19 protein-coding genes are annotated in these 16,236 nt (G+C 59.4%); 4 read left to right on the forward strand and 15 right to left on the reverse strand.

What is annotated here, in order from left to right; translation table 11 throughout:
* Nucleotides 1-446 precede the first annotated feature (446 nt).
* Nucleotides 447-1,871, forward strand: coding sequence for a dGTP triphosphohydrolase (gene dgt / locus EX00_RS23245; protein ID WP_052210934.1), 1,425 nt, complete (start codon nt 447-449; stop codon nt 1,869-1,871).
* Complete coding sequence (locus EX00_RS30850) at nt 1,868-2,719, forward strand: hypothetical protein (RefSeq protein ID WP_052210926.1); 852 nt, start codon at nt 1,868-1,870, stop codon at nt 2,717-2,719. Before dgt ends, EX00_RS30850 begins: the two co-directional genes overlap by 4 nt.
* Here the strand turns inward: EX00_RS30850 and rnhA are convergent.
* From rnhA to EX00_RS23275, 5 genes are all read right to left on the reverse strand, one after another.
* The gene (rnhA, locus tag EX00_RS23255; RefSeq protein WP_047463447.1) at nt 2,706-3,146 is read right to left on the reverse strand and encodes a ribonuclease HI; all 441 of its coding nucleotides are present in this window, start codon (nt 3,144-3,146) and stop codon (nt 2,706-2,708) included. The two genes, EX00_RS30850 and rnhA, sit on opposite strands and share 14 nt — an antisense overlap.
* The gene (locus tag EX00_RS23260; RefSeq protein ID WP_047463449.1) at nt 3,143-4,108 is read right to left on the reverse strand and encodes a homoserine kinase; all 966 of its coding nucleotides are present in this window, start codon (nt 4,106-4,108) and stop codon (nt 3,143-3,145) included. The genes rnhA and EX00_RS23260 overlap by 4 nt, the downstream gene beginning before the upstream one ends.
* A 199-nt stretch (nt 4,109-4,307) precedes the next feature.
* Nucleotides 4,308-5,315: a 4-hydroxy-3-methylbut-2-enyl diphosphate reductase gene (gene ispH, locus EX00_RS23265; protein ID WP_047463451.1), complete on the reverse strand. Its 1,008-nt coding sequence runs from the start codon at nt 5,313-5,315 to the stop codon at nt 4,308-4,310.
* A 160-nt stretch (nt 5,316-5,475) separates the two neighbouring features.
* Nucleotides 5,476-6,237: an SURF1 family protein gene (locus EX00_RS23270; protein ID WP_047463452.1), complete on the reverse strand. Its 762-nt coding sequence runs from the start codon at nt 6,235-6,237 to the stop codon at nt 5,476-5,478.
* Nucleotides 6,230-6,649, reverse strand: coding sequence for a DUF983 domain-containing protein (locus tag EX00_RS23275; protein WP_047463453.1), 420 nt, complete (start codon nt 6,647-6,649; stop codon nt 6,230-6,232). The genes EX00_RS23270 and EX00_RS23275 overlap by 8 nt, the downstream gene beginning before the upstream one ends.
* 141 nt (nt 6,650-6,790) lie before the next feature.
* On the opposite strand from EX00_RS23275, the gene EX00_RS23280 reads away from it, so the two are divergent.
* A complete protein-coding gene (locus tag EX00_RS23280) occupies nt 6,791-7,441 on the forward strand; it encodes a chloramphenicol phosphotransferase CPT family protein (protein WP_047463455.1) in 651 nt (216 codons plus the stop codon).
* A gap of 46 nt (nt 7,442-7,487) precedes the next feature.
* Here the strand turns inward: EX00_RS23280 and EX00_RS23285 are convergent, their stop codons facing one another.
* The 10 genes from EX00_RS23285 to coxB form a co-directional block, all read right to left on the reverse strand.
* Nucleotides 7,488-7,904, reverse strand: coding sequence for a GFA family protein (locus EX00_RS23285; protein ID WP_047463457.1), 417 nt, complete (start codon nt 7,902-7,904; stop codon nt 7,488-7,490).
* Between the two features lie 48 nt (nt 7,905-7,952).
* Nucleotides 7,953-8,417 carry an SRPBCC family protein gene (locus EX00_RS23290; protein WP_047463459.1) on the reverse strand — a complete coding sequence of 155 codons (465 nt, stop codon included), beginning with the start codon at nt 8,415-8,417 and terminating at the stop codon, nt 7,953-7,955.
* The gene (locus tag EX00_RS23295; RefSeq protein ID WP_047463461.1) at nt 8,414-8,743 is read right to left on the reverse strand and encodes an ArsR/SmtB family transcription factor; all 330 of its coding nucleotides are present in this window, start codon (nt 8,741-8,743) and stop codon (nt 8,414-8,416) included. Before EX00_RS23295 ends, EX00_RS23290 begins: the two co-directional genes overlap by 4 nt.
* Before the next feature lie 243 nt (nt 8,744-8,986).
* Complete coding sequence (locus EX00_RS23300) at nt 8,987-9,847, reverse strand: MBL fold metallo-hydrolase (RefSeq protein WP_234709093.1); 861 nt, start codon at nt 9,845-9,847, stop codon at nt 8,987-8,989.
* Between the two features lie 112 nt (nt 9,848-9,959).
* Nucleotides 9,960-10,838, reverse strand: coding sequence for a cytochrome c oxidase subunit 3 (locus tag EX00_RS23305; protein ID WP_047463465.1), 879 nt, complete (start codon nt 10,836-10,838; stop codon nt 9,960-9,962).
* A 63-nt stretch (nt 10,839-10,901) separates the two neighbouring features.
* Entirely contained in the window at nt 10,902-11,516 is a 615-nt protein-coding gene (locus EX00_RS23310; RefSeq protein ID WP_047463468.1) for a cytochrome c oxidase assembly protein, read from the reverse strand.
* Between the two features lie 9 nt (nt 11,517-11,525).
* Nucleotides 11,526-11,666, reverse strand: a complete 141-nt coding sequence (locus EX00_RS31780; RefSeq protein WP_047463470.1) for a hypothetical protein — start codon at nt 11,664-11,666, stop codon at nt 11,526-11,528.
* Entirely contained in the window at nt 11,663-12,622 is a 960-nt protein-coding gene (locus tag EX00_RS23320; RefSeq protein WP_047463472.1) for a heme o synthase, read from the reverse strand. The genes EX00_RS31780 and EX00_RS23320 overlap by 4 nt, the downstream gene beginning before the upstream one ends.
* A gap of 59 nt (nt 12,623-12,681) precedes the next feature.
* Complete coding sequence (gene ctaD / locus EX00_RS23325) at nt 12,682-14,376, reverse strand: cytochrome c oxidase subunit I (RefSeq protein WP_047463474.1); 1,695 nt, start codon at nt 14,374-14,376, stop codon at nt 12,682-12,684.
* A 15-nt stretch (nt 14,377-14,391) separates the two neighbouring features.
* On the reverse strand, nt 14,392-15,282 hold the full coding sequence (gene coxB / locus EX00_RS23330; RefSeq protein ID WP_047463476.1) for a cytochrome c oxidase subunit II: 891 nt from the start codon (nt 15,280-15,282) through the stop codon (nt 14,392-14,394).
* Nucleotides 15,283-15,620: 338 nt separating this feature from the next.
* Here coxB and EX00_RS23335 point away from each other — a divergent pair, with 338 nt between their 5' ends.
* Nucleotides 15,621-16,232: an invasion associated locus B family protein gene (locus tag EX00_RS23335; protein ID WP_047463859.1), complete on the forward strand. Its 612-nt coding sequence runs from the start codon at nt 15,621-15,623 to the stop codon at nt 16,230-16,232.
* Nucleotides 16,233-16,236: the final 4 nt, after the last annotated feature.

The raw sequence follows: 16,236 nt of genomic DNA on the forward strand, positions 1-16,236 counted from the left end.
TTTTTGGTGGTGGTGGCCGAGGTCGCAGTTTTGGCCCAAAGCGGACGTCTGTTCGTTGTTGAAGAATAAGGCTACTTCGCGCCCCAAATCGGACATAGGCGATAGCTTTGCGCTGTGTCAAAATAAACATCAGTGATGATGGTGCCGCCGAAGCTTTACTCCTCATACCCTTTTCCGAGCGCACTGACCTCCCATTCGACGAACTCACTTGCAACAGGGCGATCTTCTGCTGCAGTGCCTCGTTTTGAGCTATATTATCCTTGAATTTCCAGGATAGTCGATATAGAACAAAAAAGGAACATAGCTATTTTCGATGGATTGTGCCGAGATCGAGCGTCTGTTTGCGATTGCTTATCCATCAACATGGTTTTGTAGGCTTGGAAGGCCAGCCAATTGACGAATCAGAGCCTTCCGCAGAGAACTTGGCCGACACAGGGGAATGGACATTGGGTGACCTGAACTGGGAAAAGCTGCTCAATTCGCAGCGCCGCAAGCACAAGGTCAAAGGAAAGGACGCAGAGCGCTCTGCCAAGACCGCCGAGCATCGTACCGAGCTCGAGCGCGACCACGACCGAATTCTGTTCTCTACGCCGGTCCGGCGTATGCAAGACAAGACTCAAGTTTTCCCCCTTGACCCTCATGACAGTGTCCGCACCCGCCTGACTCATAGCCATGAAGTCGCCAACATGGCGCGCAGTTTCGGTACAGCCCTCGTGTACGCCTATCCAGAGCAGTTCAACTTGCCGAAGAAGCTCAAGCCGGAACGAAACGTCCCGGCCTTGCTCGAAGCGATTGGTCTTGCGCATGACCTCGGCAACCCGCCATTTGGCCATCAAGGTGAGGACGCCATTCAGTCATGGATGAAGGCTCGGGCACCAGAAGTTTTCGAGGGGCTTGACGAAGCCGCACTTAAGGAAGACTTCCTCAAGTTCGAAGGCAACGCCCAGGCGTTTCGCCTTCTGACTCGCTTGCAAATTGTCAACGACTCTTACGGTCTGAACATGACTTACGCCTTCCTCGCGGCGCTCATGAAGTATCCCAGCCCATCGGACAAGGTGAACAAGGCGAAATTGGCGCGCAAGAAGTTCAACTATTTTCAATCAGAAGCCGATATTGCCAAGGAAGTATGGGCGGAAACGGGCTTGGCGGAGGGTGTTCGGCATCCGCTGACCTTCATCATGGAGGCCTGTGACGACATCGCCTATTCCGTCGTCGATGTCGAAGATGCTGCAAAAAAGGGCTTGGTAAATTTCGATCAGCTAGTAGGTTTCCTTGAGTTCGAAGGCGGAGTTAATTCCTGCGTCGCTTCTGTGATTGCCAAGGCGAAGCAACAGCACCAAGAATATCGTGCGCAGTCTTTGTCTGCCGCGGAACTTGACGACATCACGATGCAGATGTTCCGGGTCAATGCAATCGGAGTGATGATGGAGGCGGCGACCAAGGCTTTCGCTGATAACTTGCCGGCGATGATGGCGGGCACTTTCGACCAAGAACTGATGGGAGAGTCGGATGCCAAGTGTTTGTGGGCTCTACTGAAACAGTTTGCCGGAAAGCACATATATCCGCACCGCCAGGTGCTGGAGGTCGAGTTGAAGGGGCATCAAACGATTCACGGGCTCATGGACATCTTCTGGGCCGCGATCGTCAACCGGAAAGATCCGCTGGATATAGCGTCGAAGCGAACCTCTCCATTACATCGCTATGTTTATTCACGCATCTCGGAGAACTATAGGCGAGTTGCCGAGTCTAAAGATAATCGGATGCCAATCCGCTATCGTGAACTGCAACTGGTGACGGACATGATGTCGGGTATGACAGATAGCTTCGCGATTTCGCTGCTGAAAGATCTGCGTGAGCGGGGGACGGTATGAGCGCTGGCCACCACTTTCGGGACCGGGATCTAAGTCACGACATTGCCGACTTCATCAGAGGACCGCAAGGCGGCGAGATCGGCACCCTGGTAGATATTCTAAGCGGTGCTGGCGATAGCGCAATTTTTGGCGGCCTGCCGCGTGATTTCGCACGCGAGGGGCGCAATGCCTTCAACTCCGATGTCGATTTGGTGGTGGATGCGTCGCCGGACGTGTTGGGTACTCTGCTTGGCGCGCTTGGCGGTCACCGCAACCGCTTTGGCGGATACAGGCTCAGATACGGTCGATTCGATTTCGACGTGTGGGCGCTGCAATCGACATGGGCTGTAAGCAATGGCTACGTGGCCGCGCACTCTCTGAACGATCTGATCAAGACCACGTTCTTCGACTGCGATGCAGTGCTCTTCCATTGTCGCACGCTTGAAATCACAAGTTCGGACCGGTTCTGGACAAGCATCAAATACGGCATCGTCGATATCAACCTCGAAGCCAATCCACATTATATCGGCACGCTGGCACGCACCTTGCGGATTTTGTTGGATTGGCGTCAGGACCTGGGTCCCAAGCTTACGAGCTATCTCGCTAAGGGCATGGCCCGCAACGGCGGCGAGATTGTGGACTATGTTGCCCGCAACGGCCTTGGGCGCCGTCTGGCAGCAGGAAGCGATCCGAATGCCGTGATTTTGGAGCTCTACAAAGACGTTGCGGTCCGATCACCTTGCAATTGTTCGGTAAAGTTCAACCCGCTTCACTACGGCCGTTACGTGGCGGAAGCGCAGGGGACGTGTCCGGAGACTATTAGGGGCCTAAATATTGGCCCCACCTCACGACCCCCTACTTCCGCTTAAACGGCTCCATCCCCTTGCGCGCCAGTTCATCCGCCCGCTCGTTCTCGGGATGCCCGGCATGGCCCTTGACCCAGTGCAGTGTCACCTGATGCCGGTTGCGGGCTTCTTCGAGCGCCTGCCAGAGTTCGGCGTTTTTCACCGGCTTCTTGTCGGCGGTTTTCCAGCCGTTTTTCTTCCAGCCGAAAATCCACTTGGAGATGCCGTCCATCACATATTTGGAATCGGTATAGAGGTTGACCTCGCAAGGGCTCTTCAGCGCGTTGAGCGACGAGATCGCCGCCATCAGTTCCATGCGGTTATTGGTCGTCTCGGCTTCGCCGCCGCACAATTCCTTTTCCTTATCGCCATAGCGCAGCACAGCACCCCAGCCGCCCGGGCCGGGATTGCCGGAGCAAGCGCCGTCGGTAAAAATATCGACCTGTTTCATGCCTTCAGCCCATATTCGGCTGATGAGGCGATCTGGCGATGGAAGCGCAGCTTGCGCAGATATTCGAGCGGGTCCTTCTTGGTGACCATGGCGCCGGCCGGCGTCGTCAGCCAGTCGTAGAGGCGGGTCAGGAAGAAGCGCAGCGCCGAGCCGCGCGCAAGCGTCGGCAGGGCGGCGATTTCGGCCTCGCTCAGTGGCCGCACGCTCTGGTAGCCCTCCAGCAGCGCCATGCCCTTGGTGATGTTATAGGCGCCATCCTTCTCGAAGCACCAGGCGTTGAGGCAGATCGAGACGTCGTAGGCGAGCTGATCGTTGCAGGCGAAATAGAAGTCGATCAGGCCGGAAAGCTCGTCGCCGAGGAAGAAGACGTTGTCCGGGAAGAGATCGGCATGGATGACGCCATCCGGCAGGTCCTTCGGCCAATGGTGGCCGAGAAAATCAAGCTCGCCGCGGATTTCGTCCTGCAGGCCGGGCTCGACCTCGTCGGCACGCGCCTCGGACTTTTCCCAAAGCCCCTGCCATCCCTGAAGCGACAGCGCGTTCGGCCGCTTGATATCAAAGCCTTCGCCCGCGACATGCATGGCGGCCAGCGCCCTGCCGACTTCGCGGCAATGCTTCGCCTCGGGCTTCCTCAGCCACATGCCCTCAAGGAAGGAGATCAACGCCGCCGGGCGGCCGGAGAGATGGCCGAGCAGCTCGCCGTCTCTACGCGGCAGCGGCAGCGGGCAGGAAAGGCCACGGCTCGACAGATGCTGCATCAGGCCGAGAAAGAACGGAAGGTCGTTCTTTTCCACGCGCTTTTCGTAAAGCGTCAGGATCAGCGGATCGCGCGAGGTGTGCAGCAGGAAGTTGGAGTTTTCGACGCCCTCGGCGATGCCCTTGTAGGAGAGCAATGTGCCGACATCATATTCCGTCAGGAACCACTTCAGATCGTCTTCGGTAATATCGGTATAAACGGCCACGAATTATTCCCTGTTAGATACATGCCCGCCACCAGTAGCCACCCGCCCTCGTGGTTCGAGACGGCCCTGCGGGCCTCCTCACCATGAGGACTGATCTTTGGTGCCTGGTGGCGAAACTCTCTCCACCTCATCCTGAGGTGCCTTGCCGATGCAGCGTGAGCGCAAGCGGCAGGGCCTCGAAGGACGAGGTGGCCACTCTTCACTCGCCGTTGACGAAAGCCATGTCGGCCGTCGTCAGCTCGATGTTGCGCAGCTCGCGGTTGACGAGGAAATTCTCGGTTTCCTTGACCGTCTCGGCCAGCTCCACCACCGCATTGTAGCGGGCGCGGAAGGCTTCGATGATCTCGTTGACGATAACTTCCGGCGCAGATGCACCGGCGGAGAGGCCGACGGTCTTGATATCGCCGATGTCGTCCCAATCGATCTCGGCGGCGCGCTGCACGAGCACGGACTTCGTCGCCCCTGCCCTCAGCGCCACTTCGACCAGACGCTTGGAGTTGGACGAGTTCGGCGCGCCGACGACGATGAAGAGATCGCAGCCGGGAGCCGCCTGCTTCACGACTTCCTGACGGTTTGTGGTGGCGTAGCAGATCGAATCGGCGGATGGGGCCGTCAGGTTCGGGAAGCGCTCCTGCAGCCGCGCGATAACGCCGGCGGTGTCGTCGACAGAGAGCGTCGTCTGGGTGACGTAGCCGAGATTGTCCGGATCAGTGGGCTCATAGACATCGACATCCTCGACCGTCTCGATCAGCGACACCGTGCCTTCGGGAAGCTGGCCCATGGTGCCGATCACTTCCGGGTGGCCGGCATGGCCGATGAGGACGACGTGGCGGCCGAGGCGATTGTGGCGCATCGCCTGCTTGTGCACCTTGGACACCAGCGGGCATGTGGCGTCGAGATAGAAGAGATTGCGGGCATCCGCATCCTCCGGCACGGCCTTCGGCACGCCATGGGCGGAAAACACCACCGGCTGGGCGCGATGTTCCGCCGGGATTTCGTCCAGCTCCTCGACGAAGATGGCGCCCTTGGCTTCCAGCCCTTCGACCACGTAGCGATTGTGCACGATCTCATGGCGGACATAGACCGGCGCGCCATAGGACTTCAGCGCCAAGACGACGATCTGGATGGCGCGATCGACGCCGGCGCAGAAGCCGCGCGGGCCGCAGAGCCGGATGGTCAGGTCAGGTTTGGAAACTGCTATGTTCATGTCTCTTCCGAAATCCGGGACGATGGCTAAGCGATAGATAGGTTCGCCTTGCCGCTTATCCCACTCGTCCGCATGATCTTATCCAAAAACCGCTGCGCACTTTTGGGATCATGCTCTAGCCGAATATTCCATCGAAATGAAGCTATTCTATTGCATGCCTCTATTGCTGAGGCGCGCCCGGATGATGTTTGCGCCACCAGGAGATCGCGACGATGGCGACCAGCGCCGCCGCCAGGCCATACCATGTGACGGCATATTGCAGGTGGCTGTTGGGCAGGTCGACAATGGTGACGCCGCCGATCGGCAGGCCGCCGGGGTTTGGAGCCTTGCCGGCATCGACGAAGAAGGGCAGCACCTTGTCCTTCGGCAGCCCGTCGCTCGCCGCCATGGCGTCCAGGTCTTTCCAGTAGAAGATGTCCTTGGCGAGATCATTATCCGGCATGCCGGAGGGCTGGCTGGCGAGCCTGGCGCGGGCAAGGCCGGTGACGGTCTGCTCGTCCGTCAGCTGCCCCTGCATGCGCATTTCCGGCGCCTTGTCGACATCGGGGACGAAGCCCCGGTTGACGAAGAGATAGCGCCCGTCGGCAAGCTGCAAGGGCGTATAGACATGATAGCCGGCATCGCCTTCATTGGTGGTGAAGAAATGCCGTTCCTTGTCGTTGAGGTAATGGCCTGATGCCGTGACGACACGATATTCGATATCGCCGCCGGACGCCGCCATGGCCTCGATCGCCGACAGCGGCACGGCAGGCGCGGACTGGCGCTCGGCGATATCGGCGAGCAGGCCTTCCTTCCAGTGCAGCCGCTCGACCTGCCATGTGCCGAGCGCCAGCAGGATGCCAAGCGCCACGAGCAGGATCAGCGCCTTGCCGACCTGCCAGAACGGGTTAGCGCGGCGAGCCGGGATGGTGGCCTCAGTCACGGTGAAGACGCCCTTCGCTGGCCTTGTTGCGGTATTGCAGGGCAATCAGAATGCCCTTGCACCAGCGCAGCGACAAAAGCGACAGGATGATGGTCAGCGGCGCGAACAGCAGGATATGCACCCAGATCGGCGGCCCGTAATTGGCCTGCAGCCAAAGCACCAAACCGATGACGATAAAGCCGACGATGAGGATGACGAAGACCGCCGGCCCGTCGCCGGCATCGGCAAAGGCATAATCGAGATCGCAGGCCGCGCAGCGTGGTTTCAGCCCCAGCAGCCCGTCAAAGAGCTTGCCATTTCCGCAACGCGGGCAACATCCCTGAATGCCGACCTTGAAGGGATCGACAGGCGGGAAAAGCGCGCTGTCATTGCTTGCCTCGTGATCTGGTCCGCTATCTTGCTCTGAATTCACGGTTTAATCTCTATCATTTCGGACAAGCTCCACCTCTCGTCCCCTTTCATCATCAGTAACCGCGATGCGGCCCTCCGTGCAATCCAAAAGCTTGGCGAGCGCGTCGGGACTGCTACAATAAAGACGCCACGGAGGATGCCCATGGACACCCATCAAGATCACGAAGCCGGGCGGATCATCATTCTGAACGGTGCGCCGCGATCCGGAAAATCCAGCATTGTCGAGGCCATTCAGGCCAGTTTCGATGGTCTGTGGATGAATCTTGGCGTCGACGCCTATGTCAGGCACGTCACGCCAAAACGTTACGGGCCGGGGATCGGCCTGCGGCCAGGCGGCGAGAGGCCTGATCTCGAGCCGCTTGTCCCGCGCTTTTATGCCGCGCTCTACGCTTCCATTGCCGCCCATAGCCGGCTGGGGCTCAACGTCGTCGCCGAGTTCGGCCATCATGACGCCCATTCGCGTCCGCTTGGCATTCTGGAGGATTGCGCAAAACAGTTGGCAAGTCTGCCTGTGTTCTTCATCGGCGTACGCTGCCCGATCGAGACCATTATGCAACGACGTCTAGCGGAAGGCCCTGAACGGCGCGGCACCTATGTCGGTGTTTCCGCCGATGCTCCCATTCCCGCGCCGGTGCTTGCCTGGCAGGAAGCGGTGCATCGGCCAGGGCTCTACGATCTGGAGGTCGATACCTCGATCAAAAGCGCGGAGGCCTGTGCCGAAGAGATCAGACAACTGATGGACCGGAGTATTCCACGACCGACGGCATTCGAGCGGCTTGCGGCGGGCCGCTGAGCGACTGTAAAGGCTCGTTGCTGATCATTAAGTCCTGAGCCCAGCTTCACATCGGCGGCATCTTCTCGAATTTCGGCACGGCCGGATCGAGCTGGTCCCAGGCGCGACCGCGCACCGTGTACGTCACCATCTGCGGTTCGTATCGGCCGGGATCATCAAGGCTCGCGGCGTGAATGGTGAAGAAGTCCGGCATGGCCGCGAAGGTCAGATAGACGGGCGATCCGCAGGCGGGACAGAAGCCGCGCGTCTTCACGTTCCCGCTGTCGCCAACCATATCCCAATGCGTCGCCTCGCCCTCGAGCTTCACCGCCGCCCTGCTCGGGAAGGTCAAATAAGATCCGTGCCCGGTGCCACTCGTGCTCTGGCAGTCGCGGCACTGGCAGTCGTTCATCGCGATCGGCTCGGCCGAGATTTCATAGTGGATCGCACCGCAGGCGCATCCGCCGGTGTAGGGCTTGCTCATGTCTCTCTCCTGGTTAAGCGCTTCATTGGCCGCGACACTTCCGCCGCGTCAGTCTTTCCCGTCGGCGATAGCGCCAATGTTCTGGACTACCTTCTTCCAGCCGTCGCTCATCTTCTGGAAGGCGGTATCGTTCTTCGGAACGACGAAGCCGGAATGGATGAGGCGGAGGCGCGTGCCGGTTTCGACCTTGGAAAGGATGAACGTGACCACAGTGTCGAGCTGTGAGCCGTATCCGACATTTCCCTCGTGGCCGCCTTTCCAGGCATAAGCCAAACGTTCGTACGGCTTTACCTCCAGCACCTCGCAATGAATGGTGCCGTCCCACGCGCCGGCCGGCGTGGTCTGGTAGGTGAAATGCTTGCCTTCCACGGCCTCGAAGCCAGCCGGCATCATCAACCAGCGGCCCATCAAACTCGCCGTGGTCAACGTTTTCCAAATCGCCTCCGGCGTATGCGGGAAAACCTCGTCGACCACTATGTCTTGCGTGCTGGGTTCCAATACGGTGTCGTTCATGGATCAATTTCCTTCAGCAGTGTCCTGAGATTTGCAAAACGTTCGCGCCAGAAGACGCCATAATGGCTCATCCACTCGACAAGCGGCTCGAGGCCTTCCGGCTGGGCACGGTAATAGACTTTCCGGCCCTCGGGGCGCTCGGCAACCAGGCCGGCCTGCTTCAGGGCCTTGAGATGTTGAGAAATGGCGCCCTGAGTCACTCCGCTCCCTCGCGTCAGTTCGACGACGGTAATCTCGTCGGAGCCGACGACCCTCTCAAACAAGGCCCTCCGTGTGGGATCGGCAAGTGCGCGCATGATGGCGTTGATGGGAGCGGCTTCGGTCATGACAAACCAATAGCCGATACTAATTGATGAGTCAACGCTAATTAGTTTATGGATTGCAAGCCGCCTTGCGCCGCGATGAACCAACTGATCGTCATGCCTACAAGCGGTTCAATAGGTCCTGTGCCCAGTGAAAGAGGATCTTCCAGCCTTCATCCACGCACGCCTGATGGTCGGGCGGTGTTGTCTCACCCGACCCGGCTCCCGCGATAAATATCAGCGTGGCTTTTCGGCGAAATCCTACGGCTATGATTCAAGCAGCCGGATGTAGCGTTCGGCGGAGCGAGCGACACTGTCCTTTGCCTTGCTCGCAATGAACTTGTCGCTCCAGGCGCCGTAGATGCGATCAAAGCGAATATCTGCAACGCGGTTTGCAATGCGCCGAACTTCGCGCGCTGGCAGAGGGATCAGATTGGGGAAGGAATACATGAAGGAAACCCATCCCCTTGCCGGGACCACCTGAATGGTATCGCCGACGAGCAGCGCGCCATTTCCGTCCGCGCCGGCCTGCCATTCCAGAACGCTGCTTCCCTCGAAATGCCCGCCCAGCCGATGAAGAACTACGCCGGGCAGCACGTCGCGGCGATCTCCCCGCCAAGGCTGGATATGCTCACTCGGGCGCTGGACATGGGCCAGATCAGCCTCAGGCAGCAGGATCGGCACGCCGTCCAGAGCTTCGCTCCACTCCACCATGCCGGTGTAGAAATGCGGGTGAGACAGGCAGATGGCCTTGATGCCGCCGAGTGCCAGAATGCGCTCCCGAGTCTTCTCGTCGAGAACAGGGGTGCAATCCCACAGGACATTTCCATGGGGAGTGAGCACCAGAAGCGCGCGCTGGCCGATGCCGATGGCTGGAGAAACACCAATGGCAATCAAGTTTGGTTCCAGCTCGCTCCACTCGTTCGCATGGGTGGAGACCAGCTCTTCCCGGCCGATCCACTCCTGGCCGCCTTCGGGAACGAACTGTCGTTCATCCTCGCAAATGGAACAATTTGGAGGCGGCGCGCTGTTCAGTGCAGAATGCGCGCCACATGTCTTGCAGATCCAAATGGGCAACGGAGCAATCCCTATGCACGGACGGAGACCCTGGAGGTGGAGAACGAACATGATGTTGCAATGCCGAAAAAATGCCGCCGCAAACGTTCCGACCCGAGCCAGACTTTGCGGCGGCAAGCATTGTTCGTTTCGGTCAAGGGCCGAACGCCGAAGTAGCGGTTGGTTAGCCTGCCGCTATCGGTGCGCCCCAGCTGCCCCAGATGTAGATGCAGAAGAACAGGAACAGCCAGACGACGTCGACGAAGTGCCAGTACCAGGCAGCCGCCTCGAAGCCGAAATGCTGTTTCGGCGTGAAGTCGCCCCTGATCGCGCGGATCAGGCAGACCAGCAGGAAGATGGTGCCGATCAAGACGTGGAAGCCGTGGAAGCCGGTCGCCATGAAGAAGGTTGCGCCATAGATCGAGTTTTTGAACTCGAAGGGTGCATGGGCATATTCATAGGCCTGCACGCAGGAAAAGAACGCGCCGAGCAGAACCGTGAGCGTCAGGCCCTGGATCATGCTCTTGCGGTCATTATGCAGCAGCGCATGGTGCGCCCAGGTGACGGTCGTGCCCGACAGCAGCAGGATGATGGTGTTGTAGATCGGGAGGTGCCACGGGTCGAGGACCTCGACGCCCTTGGGCGGAAATTGCCCGCCGAGGAAGGCCGTTCGCGACGCCTGGATCGCCTCGTTCGGGAAGAGGCTGACATCGAAATAAGCCCAGAACCAGGCGACGAAGAACATCACCTCGGAGGCGATGAACATGATCATGCCGTAGCGCAGATGCAGCGAGACAACGCGGGTATGCGCGCCCTCATGCGCTTCCTTCACCGTGTCCGACCACCAGCCGTACATGACGTAGAGGATCAGCGCCAGACCGATGAAGAACAGCCAGGGCTGCGCCCAATCGAGGCCGAACAGGTGCAGCGAGCCGCCATTCAGGTAGCGCATGAAGCAGACGCCGCCGAAGGTGATGACAAAGGCCCCGAACGCCGCCGTGATCGGCCACGGGCTGGGGTCGATGATGTGGTAGTCGTGTTTTTTTGTATGCGCCTCTGCCATGTCAGCAATCCCCGAATGACTTTTTCCCATATTGCTCTCGGCCCCGCCGAAGAGCACTCTCCATCAAAGCTTCTTTTCCGCCGCCTTCGTCGCCGCACCCTCGTTCGACGCCACGGGCTTTGCGCCCTCGCGCGGATAGAAGGTGTAGGACAATGTCAGCGCGGTGATCGTCTTGGTCTCTTCCGCCTTGGCAATCTCGGGATCGACATAGAAAACCACCGGCATCTCGCGCTTTTCCCCCGGCGCCAGATCGGTCTCGTTGAAGCAGAAGCACTGCACCTTGTTGAAATAGGCGCCCGCTTCCACCGGCGAAACATTGAAGATAGCCTGCCCGCGCGTCGGCTGGTCGGATTTGTTCTCAACCAGGAACTTGATCTCCACCGTCTCGCCGATCTTTGGCGTTACCGACCTCTGTTCCGACTTGAAATCCCATGGCACGCCCGGCGCCACATTCGCGTCAAAGGAGACGGTGATCGACTTGTCGAGGATGACGCTGGATGCCTGGTCGACGCGCTGCGTCGTGCCGTTAAAGCCCGTCACCTCGCAGAAGATGCGATAGAGCGGCACGGCGGCGGCGCACATGGCGCTCATGCCGACGACGAAGCTCAGGCACATGGCGACCACCAGGCCGTTGTTGCGGCCTGTCGTCCTCACCTTGTTCGTTGTCCCCTCCTCCATCACGCCTCCTCAAACGTGTCCGGTGCCGACCTTGATGATGGTGATCGCGTAGAACAGGATCACCAGGCCGGCGAGCACCAGGCCAAGCGCGATATTGCGCCCTCGCCGTGATTTCTTTTGTGCGTCTGTAAGCTTGACAAGTTCGATCATAGCCAGCCTCCCGCACCGCCCGACATCAGCACGGCAACGAGCCTGTCGATCAAGAGCGCCGAAAAGATTGCGAAGAGATAGAAGATCGAAAAAGCGAAGAGCTTCTTTGCCGGCACCATCTTCACGTCGCCATCCGGCATCCGCCAGACAGAGATGGAACAGTGGACGAAGATCACACCGAGAACGGCGGCAACGATGCCATAGCCGAGGCTCGCAAAGCCCATGAAGGATGGGACGATGCCGATGATGGCGGTCAGCACCGCATAGGCGACGATCTGGTTCTTCGTGGTGGGGATGCCCGCCACGTTCGGCAGCATCGGGACGCCGACGGCCTCGTAGTCACCCATCTTGAACAGCGCCAGCGCCCAGAAATGCGCCGGCGTCCAAAGGAAGATGATCAGGAAGAGCACGACGCTTTCGATTGTCACGTTGCCGGTCACGCAAGCCCAGCCGATGACCGGCGGGAAAGCGCCGGCGGCACCGCCGATGACGATGTTCTGCGGCGTCGAGCGCTTCAGCCACATCGTATAGACGACGGCATAGAAGAAAATGGTGAAGGCGAGAATGCCGGCCGACAGCCAGTTGACGGCAAGGCCGAGGATCGTCACCGAGAAGCCCGACAGCACCAGGCCGAAAGCCAGCGCCTCCGAGGGCGCGATCCGGCCAGCCGGGATCGGACGTTTCGCAGTGCGGGTCATGATCGCGTCGATATCGGCGTCGTACCACATGTTCAGAGCGCCGGACGCGCCAGCGCCGACGGCGATGCAGAGAATGGCGATCAGGCCAAGGACCGGGTTGATATGGCCGGGCGCCAGAACCAGGCCGGCAAAGGCGGTGAAGACGACCAGCGACATGACGCGCGGCTTCAGGAGCTCGAAATAATCGCGCGCACTCGCTTCCGAGAGGCCATTTTCGCCTTCCTTCGCAAGCGCTTCGTGATTGTCGATGACCGTCATTCTTTCATTTCCAATATCAGTTGAGCCGGACGCCGTTTATCACGGCGTCCGGAAACAGGCTACTTGATGCGCGGCAGCTCTTCCCACTGATGGAACGGCGGCGGCGATGACAGCTGCCATTCGAGCGTGGTGGCGCCCTCGCCCCAAGGATTGTCGCCAGCAACACGCTTCTTGGCGAAGGCGTCATAAACGCCATAGAGGAAGATGACCACACCCACGGCTGCGACATAGGAGCCCATGGAGGAAACGAAGTTCCAGCCGGCGAACGCATCCGGATAGTCAATATAGCGACGCGGCATGCCGGCACGACCAAGGAAGTGCTGCGGGAAGAACACCATGTTGACGCCGATAAAGGTGACCCAGAAATGCAGGTTGCCGATCTTCTCGTTATACATGTAGCCGGTCATCTTCGGGAACCAGTAGTACCAGGCGGCGAAGATGGCGAAGACGGCACCGAGCGACAGCACGTAATGGAAGTGCGCCACGACATAGTAGGTGTCGTGCCATACACGGTCGAGGCCAGCATTGGCGAGCTGGACGCCGGTGACGCCACCGACCGTGAACAGGAAGATGAAGCCGATCGCCCAGATCATCGGCGTGCGGAACTCGATAGAGCCGCCCCACATCGTCGCGATCCAGGAGAAGATCTTCACGCCTGTGGGAACGGCGATGACCATCGTCGCGAAAACGAAATAACGCTGCGTGTCGAGCGACAGACCAACCGTGTACATGTGGTGAGCCCAGACGACGAAGCCGACAGCACCGATCGCGACCATGGCATAGGCCATGCCGAGATAACCGAAGATCGGCTTGCGCGAGAAGGTCGAGATGATGTGGCTGACCATGCCGAAGCCGGGCAGAATCAGGATGTAGACTTCCGGGTGACCGAAGAACCAGAACAGGTGCTGGTAGAGGATCGGATCGCCGCCGCCTTCAGGGGCGAAGAAGGTCGTGCCGAAGTTGCGGTCGGTCAGCACCATGGTGATGGCGCCCGCCAGAACCGGCAGCGACAGAAGCAGCAGGAAGGCCGTGATCAGCACCGACCAGGCAAAGAGCGGCATCTTGTGCAGCGTCATGCCCGGAGCGCGCATGTTGAGGATTGTCGTGATGAAGTTGATCGCGCCGAGGATCGAGGATGCGCCGGCGATATGCAGCGCGAAGATCACCAGATCGACCGCGGGTCCGGGATGACCCACCACGCCGGATAGTGGCGGATACATCGTCCAGCCACCGCCCGCGCCGTAAGCGCCGGCAGGACCTTCGACAAACATCGACAGGATCAGCAGCAGGAAGGCCGGAACGATCAGCCAGAAGGAGATGTTGTTCAGGCGCGGGAAGGCCATGTCCGGCGCGCCGATCATGATCGGCACCATCCAGTTGGCAAAGCCGCCGATCATCGCCGGCATGACCATGAAGAAGATCATGATCAGCGCATGCGCGGTGACGAAGACGTTGTACATCTGCTTGCCGCCATCGATGGAGGCATCGCCCGAATAGCCGTAGACCATGGAGGCCAGGCCGCTGAAGATCTGGATGCCGGGTTCCTGCAACTCCATGCGGATGGCGAGCGACAGCAGGAAGCCGATAAGGCCGGCGAAGATCGCGAAGATCAGATAGAGAGTGCCGATGTCCTTGTGGTTGGTCGAGAAAAGCCAGCGGTTTGCGAAACTGGGCTTGTGAGCGTGATGATCGTCATGCGCGTGAGCGTCGTTATGATCGTGCGAGTGATCGTCGTGTGCCGTTGATCCAGCCATTGTCCCTAATCCCTCTTACTTCGCGACGTTTTCAGCGACATTGACGGTAGCCGGCTGATCGACGGCGGCCATCAGGGCCTTGTTCGCCTTGCTCAGGTCGCCGGCGGCGGCGGTCAGCCACTGCTGGTATTGATCCTGGGAGACGATGCGGATGGCGATCGGCATGAACGCATGGTCCTTGCCGCAGAGCTCGGAACACTGGCCATAGAACAGGCCTTCACGGTCGGCCTTGAACCAGGTCTCGTTCAGACGGCCCGGAACGGCGTCGATCTTGAGCCCGAAGGATGGCATGCCAAAGGAATGAATGACATCCGTGGGTGCGGCGGTGACGAGAACGCGCACGACCTTGCCCACCGGCAGCACAAGCTCGTTATCGACGGCGAGAAGGCGCGGATATTTCGACTTGTCTTCCTTACCGGCGGCGGTGCGGTCCTGATCCTTCAAGAGGAAAGAATCGAAAGCCAGCGGATTATTGCCGCTGTTTTCATACTCATAATTCCACTGCCACTGCGTCGCCGTCGCCTTGACGGTCACGTCGGGATTCTGCGGGAAGGTCAGCTGTGCGGTGAGAAGATCAAAGGAGGGAACGGCCAGGAACAGGAGAACAAGGACCGGCCCCACGGTCCAGATAACCTCGATCACCGTGTTATGGCTCGTCCTGGAGGGCACCGGATTTTTGGAGGCCCGGAACTTGACCATAACGACAATCAGGAGAACGAGAACCAGCAATGTAACCGGAATAATAAACCAAAGCGTGTATGCTTCGAACCAGCGTATTTCATGCATATTGCCGGTCGCCGCCTCCTGCAGACCGGTTTCCCATGGTTTTGGCTGATCGGCATAGCTGCCAGTCGCAAAAAGCAGACAGGCGATAGCCGCCAGAGCTGCATAAGCCCTCTTAATCACGATGTCTCTCCCTCCAGCGTTTGATCCCAGATCAACCTCAAACGCAGTATCCCTACAGTCCTCTGCGCTTCAAACCACAGTTTGGGGCACTCCGCAACAACTCACGACATTTGTCCGTGCGGCATTTTTGCGCGAAATATACTCCCCCGACCCGTCTAAACATGACAAGCATTTCATCATCATACGAAAAATTGCATGACGGTCCATCGCATAGCCGTGACAAAATAGGATAGAGGTCGTATTTCCGCCGCACTCGATTGGAATTCAGCAGGCGGGGCTTTTCATTTGCCAGGCTGGGCTTCAACAATAGCGGCACTGATTCGAATCTAGAGGTTTCCATGGGTTTTCGTTCCCTCGCGCGGCTTTGGTTTGCCACCGCCAGCATCGCTGCCGCGGTTGTCGCACCCGCTTCGGCGCAACAGGCACAGCCGGCGCCGCAGGCCCAGCAACTGCAACCGCAGCAGCAGGGTCAGCAGCCGACTCATACCCAGCAAGTCCCCACCACCCAGGTTCCGCAACCTCCGGGTACGGTGCGCTCGAGCCATGGCGCATGGTCCGTGGTCTGCGACAAACCGGCGGGCGCCGCAACCGAGCAATGCGCGCTGATGCAGAATGTCATCGCCGAGGACCGGCCGGAAGTCGGTCTCTCGGTTGTCGTGCTGAAGACCGCCGATCGCAAGTCGAAGATCCTGCGCGTGCTTGCCCCGCTCGGCGTGCTGCTGCCCAACGGCCTTGGTCTCAACATTGACGGCAAGGATATCGGCCGCGCCTATTTCGTGCGCTGCTTTGCCGATGGCTGCTATGCCGAAGTCGTGCTTGAGGACGAGCTGCTGAAAACGCTGCGCAGTGGCGCTACCGCCACCTTCATCGTCTTCCAGTCGCCGGAAGAAGGCATCGGCATTCCTGTCGATCTCAAGGGCTTTGCCGACGGCTACGACGCGCTTCCGTAACGCG

Origin of the sequence: Martinezella rhizogenes (assembly GCF_000799715.1) — a bacterium.
Taxonomy (GTDB): domain Bacteria; phylum Pseudomonadota; class Alphaproteobacteria; order Rhizobiales; family Rhizobiaceae; genus Rhizobium; species Rhizobium rhizogenes_C.

Bases quoted from the DNA above. Each gene is read 5' to 3' on its own strand.
- ctaD (WP_047463474.1), bottom strand. From the start codon at position 14,376: ATGGCTGGATCAACGGCACACGACGATCACTCGCACGATCATAACGAC.
- EX00_RS23335 (WP_047463859.1), top strand. From the start codon at position 15,621: ATGGGTTTTCGTTCCCTCGCGCGGCTTTGGTTTGCCACCGCCAGCATC.
- EX00_RS23310 (WP_047463468.1), bottom strand. From the start codon at position 11,516: ATGGAGGAGGGGACAACGAACAAGGTGAGGACGACAGGCCGCAACAAC.
- EX00_RS23300 (WP_234709093.1), bottom strand. From the start codon at position 9,847: ATGTTCGTTCTCCACCTCCAGGGTCTCCGTCCGTGCATAGGGATTGCT.
- EX00_RS23280 (WP_047463455.1), top strand. From the start codon at position 6,791: ATGGACACCCATCAAGATCACGAAGCCGGGCGGATCATCATTCTGAAC.
- EX00_RS30850 (WP_052210926.1), top strand. From the start codon at position 1,868: ATGAGCGCTGGCCACCACTTTCGGGACCGGGATCTAAGTCACGACATT.
- EX00_RS23290 (WP_047463459.1), bottom strand. From the start codon at position 8,417: ATGAACGACACCGTATTGGAACCCAGCACGCAAGACATAGTGGTCGAC.
- EX00_RS23285 (WP_047463457.1), bottom strand. From the start codon at position 7,904: ATGAGCAAGCCCTACACCGGCGGATGCGCCTGCGGTGCGATCCACTAT.
- ispH (WP_047463451.1), bottom strand. From the start codon at position 5,315: ATGAACATAGCAGTTTCCAAACCTGACCTGACCATCCGGCTCTGCGGC.
- EX00_RS31780 (WP_047463470.1), bottom strand. From the start codon at position 11,666: ATGATCGAACTTGTCAAGCTTACAGACGCACAAAAGAAATCACGGCGA.
- rnhA (WP_047463447.1), bottom strand. From the start codon at position 3,146: ATGAAACAGGTCGATATTTTTACCGACGGCGCTTGCTCCGGCAATCCC.
- EX00_RS23295 (WP_047463461.1), bottom strand. From the start codon at position 8,743: ATGACCGAAGCCGCTCCCATCAACGCCATCATGCGCGCACTTGCCGAT.
- EX00_RS23305 (WP_047463465.1), bottom strand. From the start codon at position 10,838: ATGGCAGAGGCGCATACAAAAAAACACGACTACCACATCATCGACCCC.
- EX00_RS23320 (WP_047463472.1), bottom strand. From the start codon at position 12,622: ATGACGGTCATCGACAATCACGAAGCGCTTGCGAAGGAAGGCGAAAAT.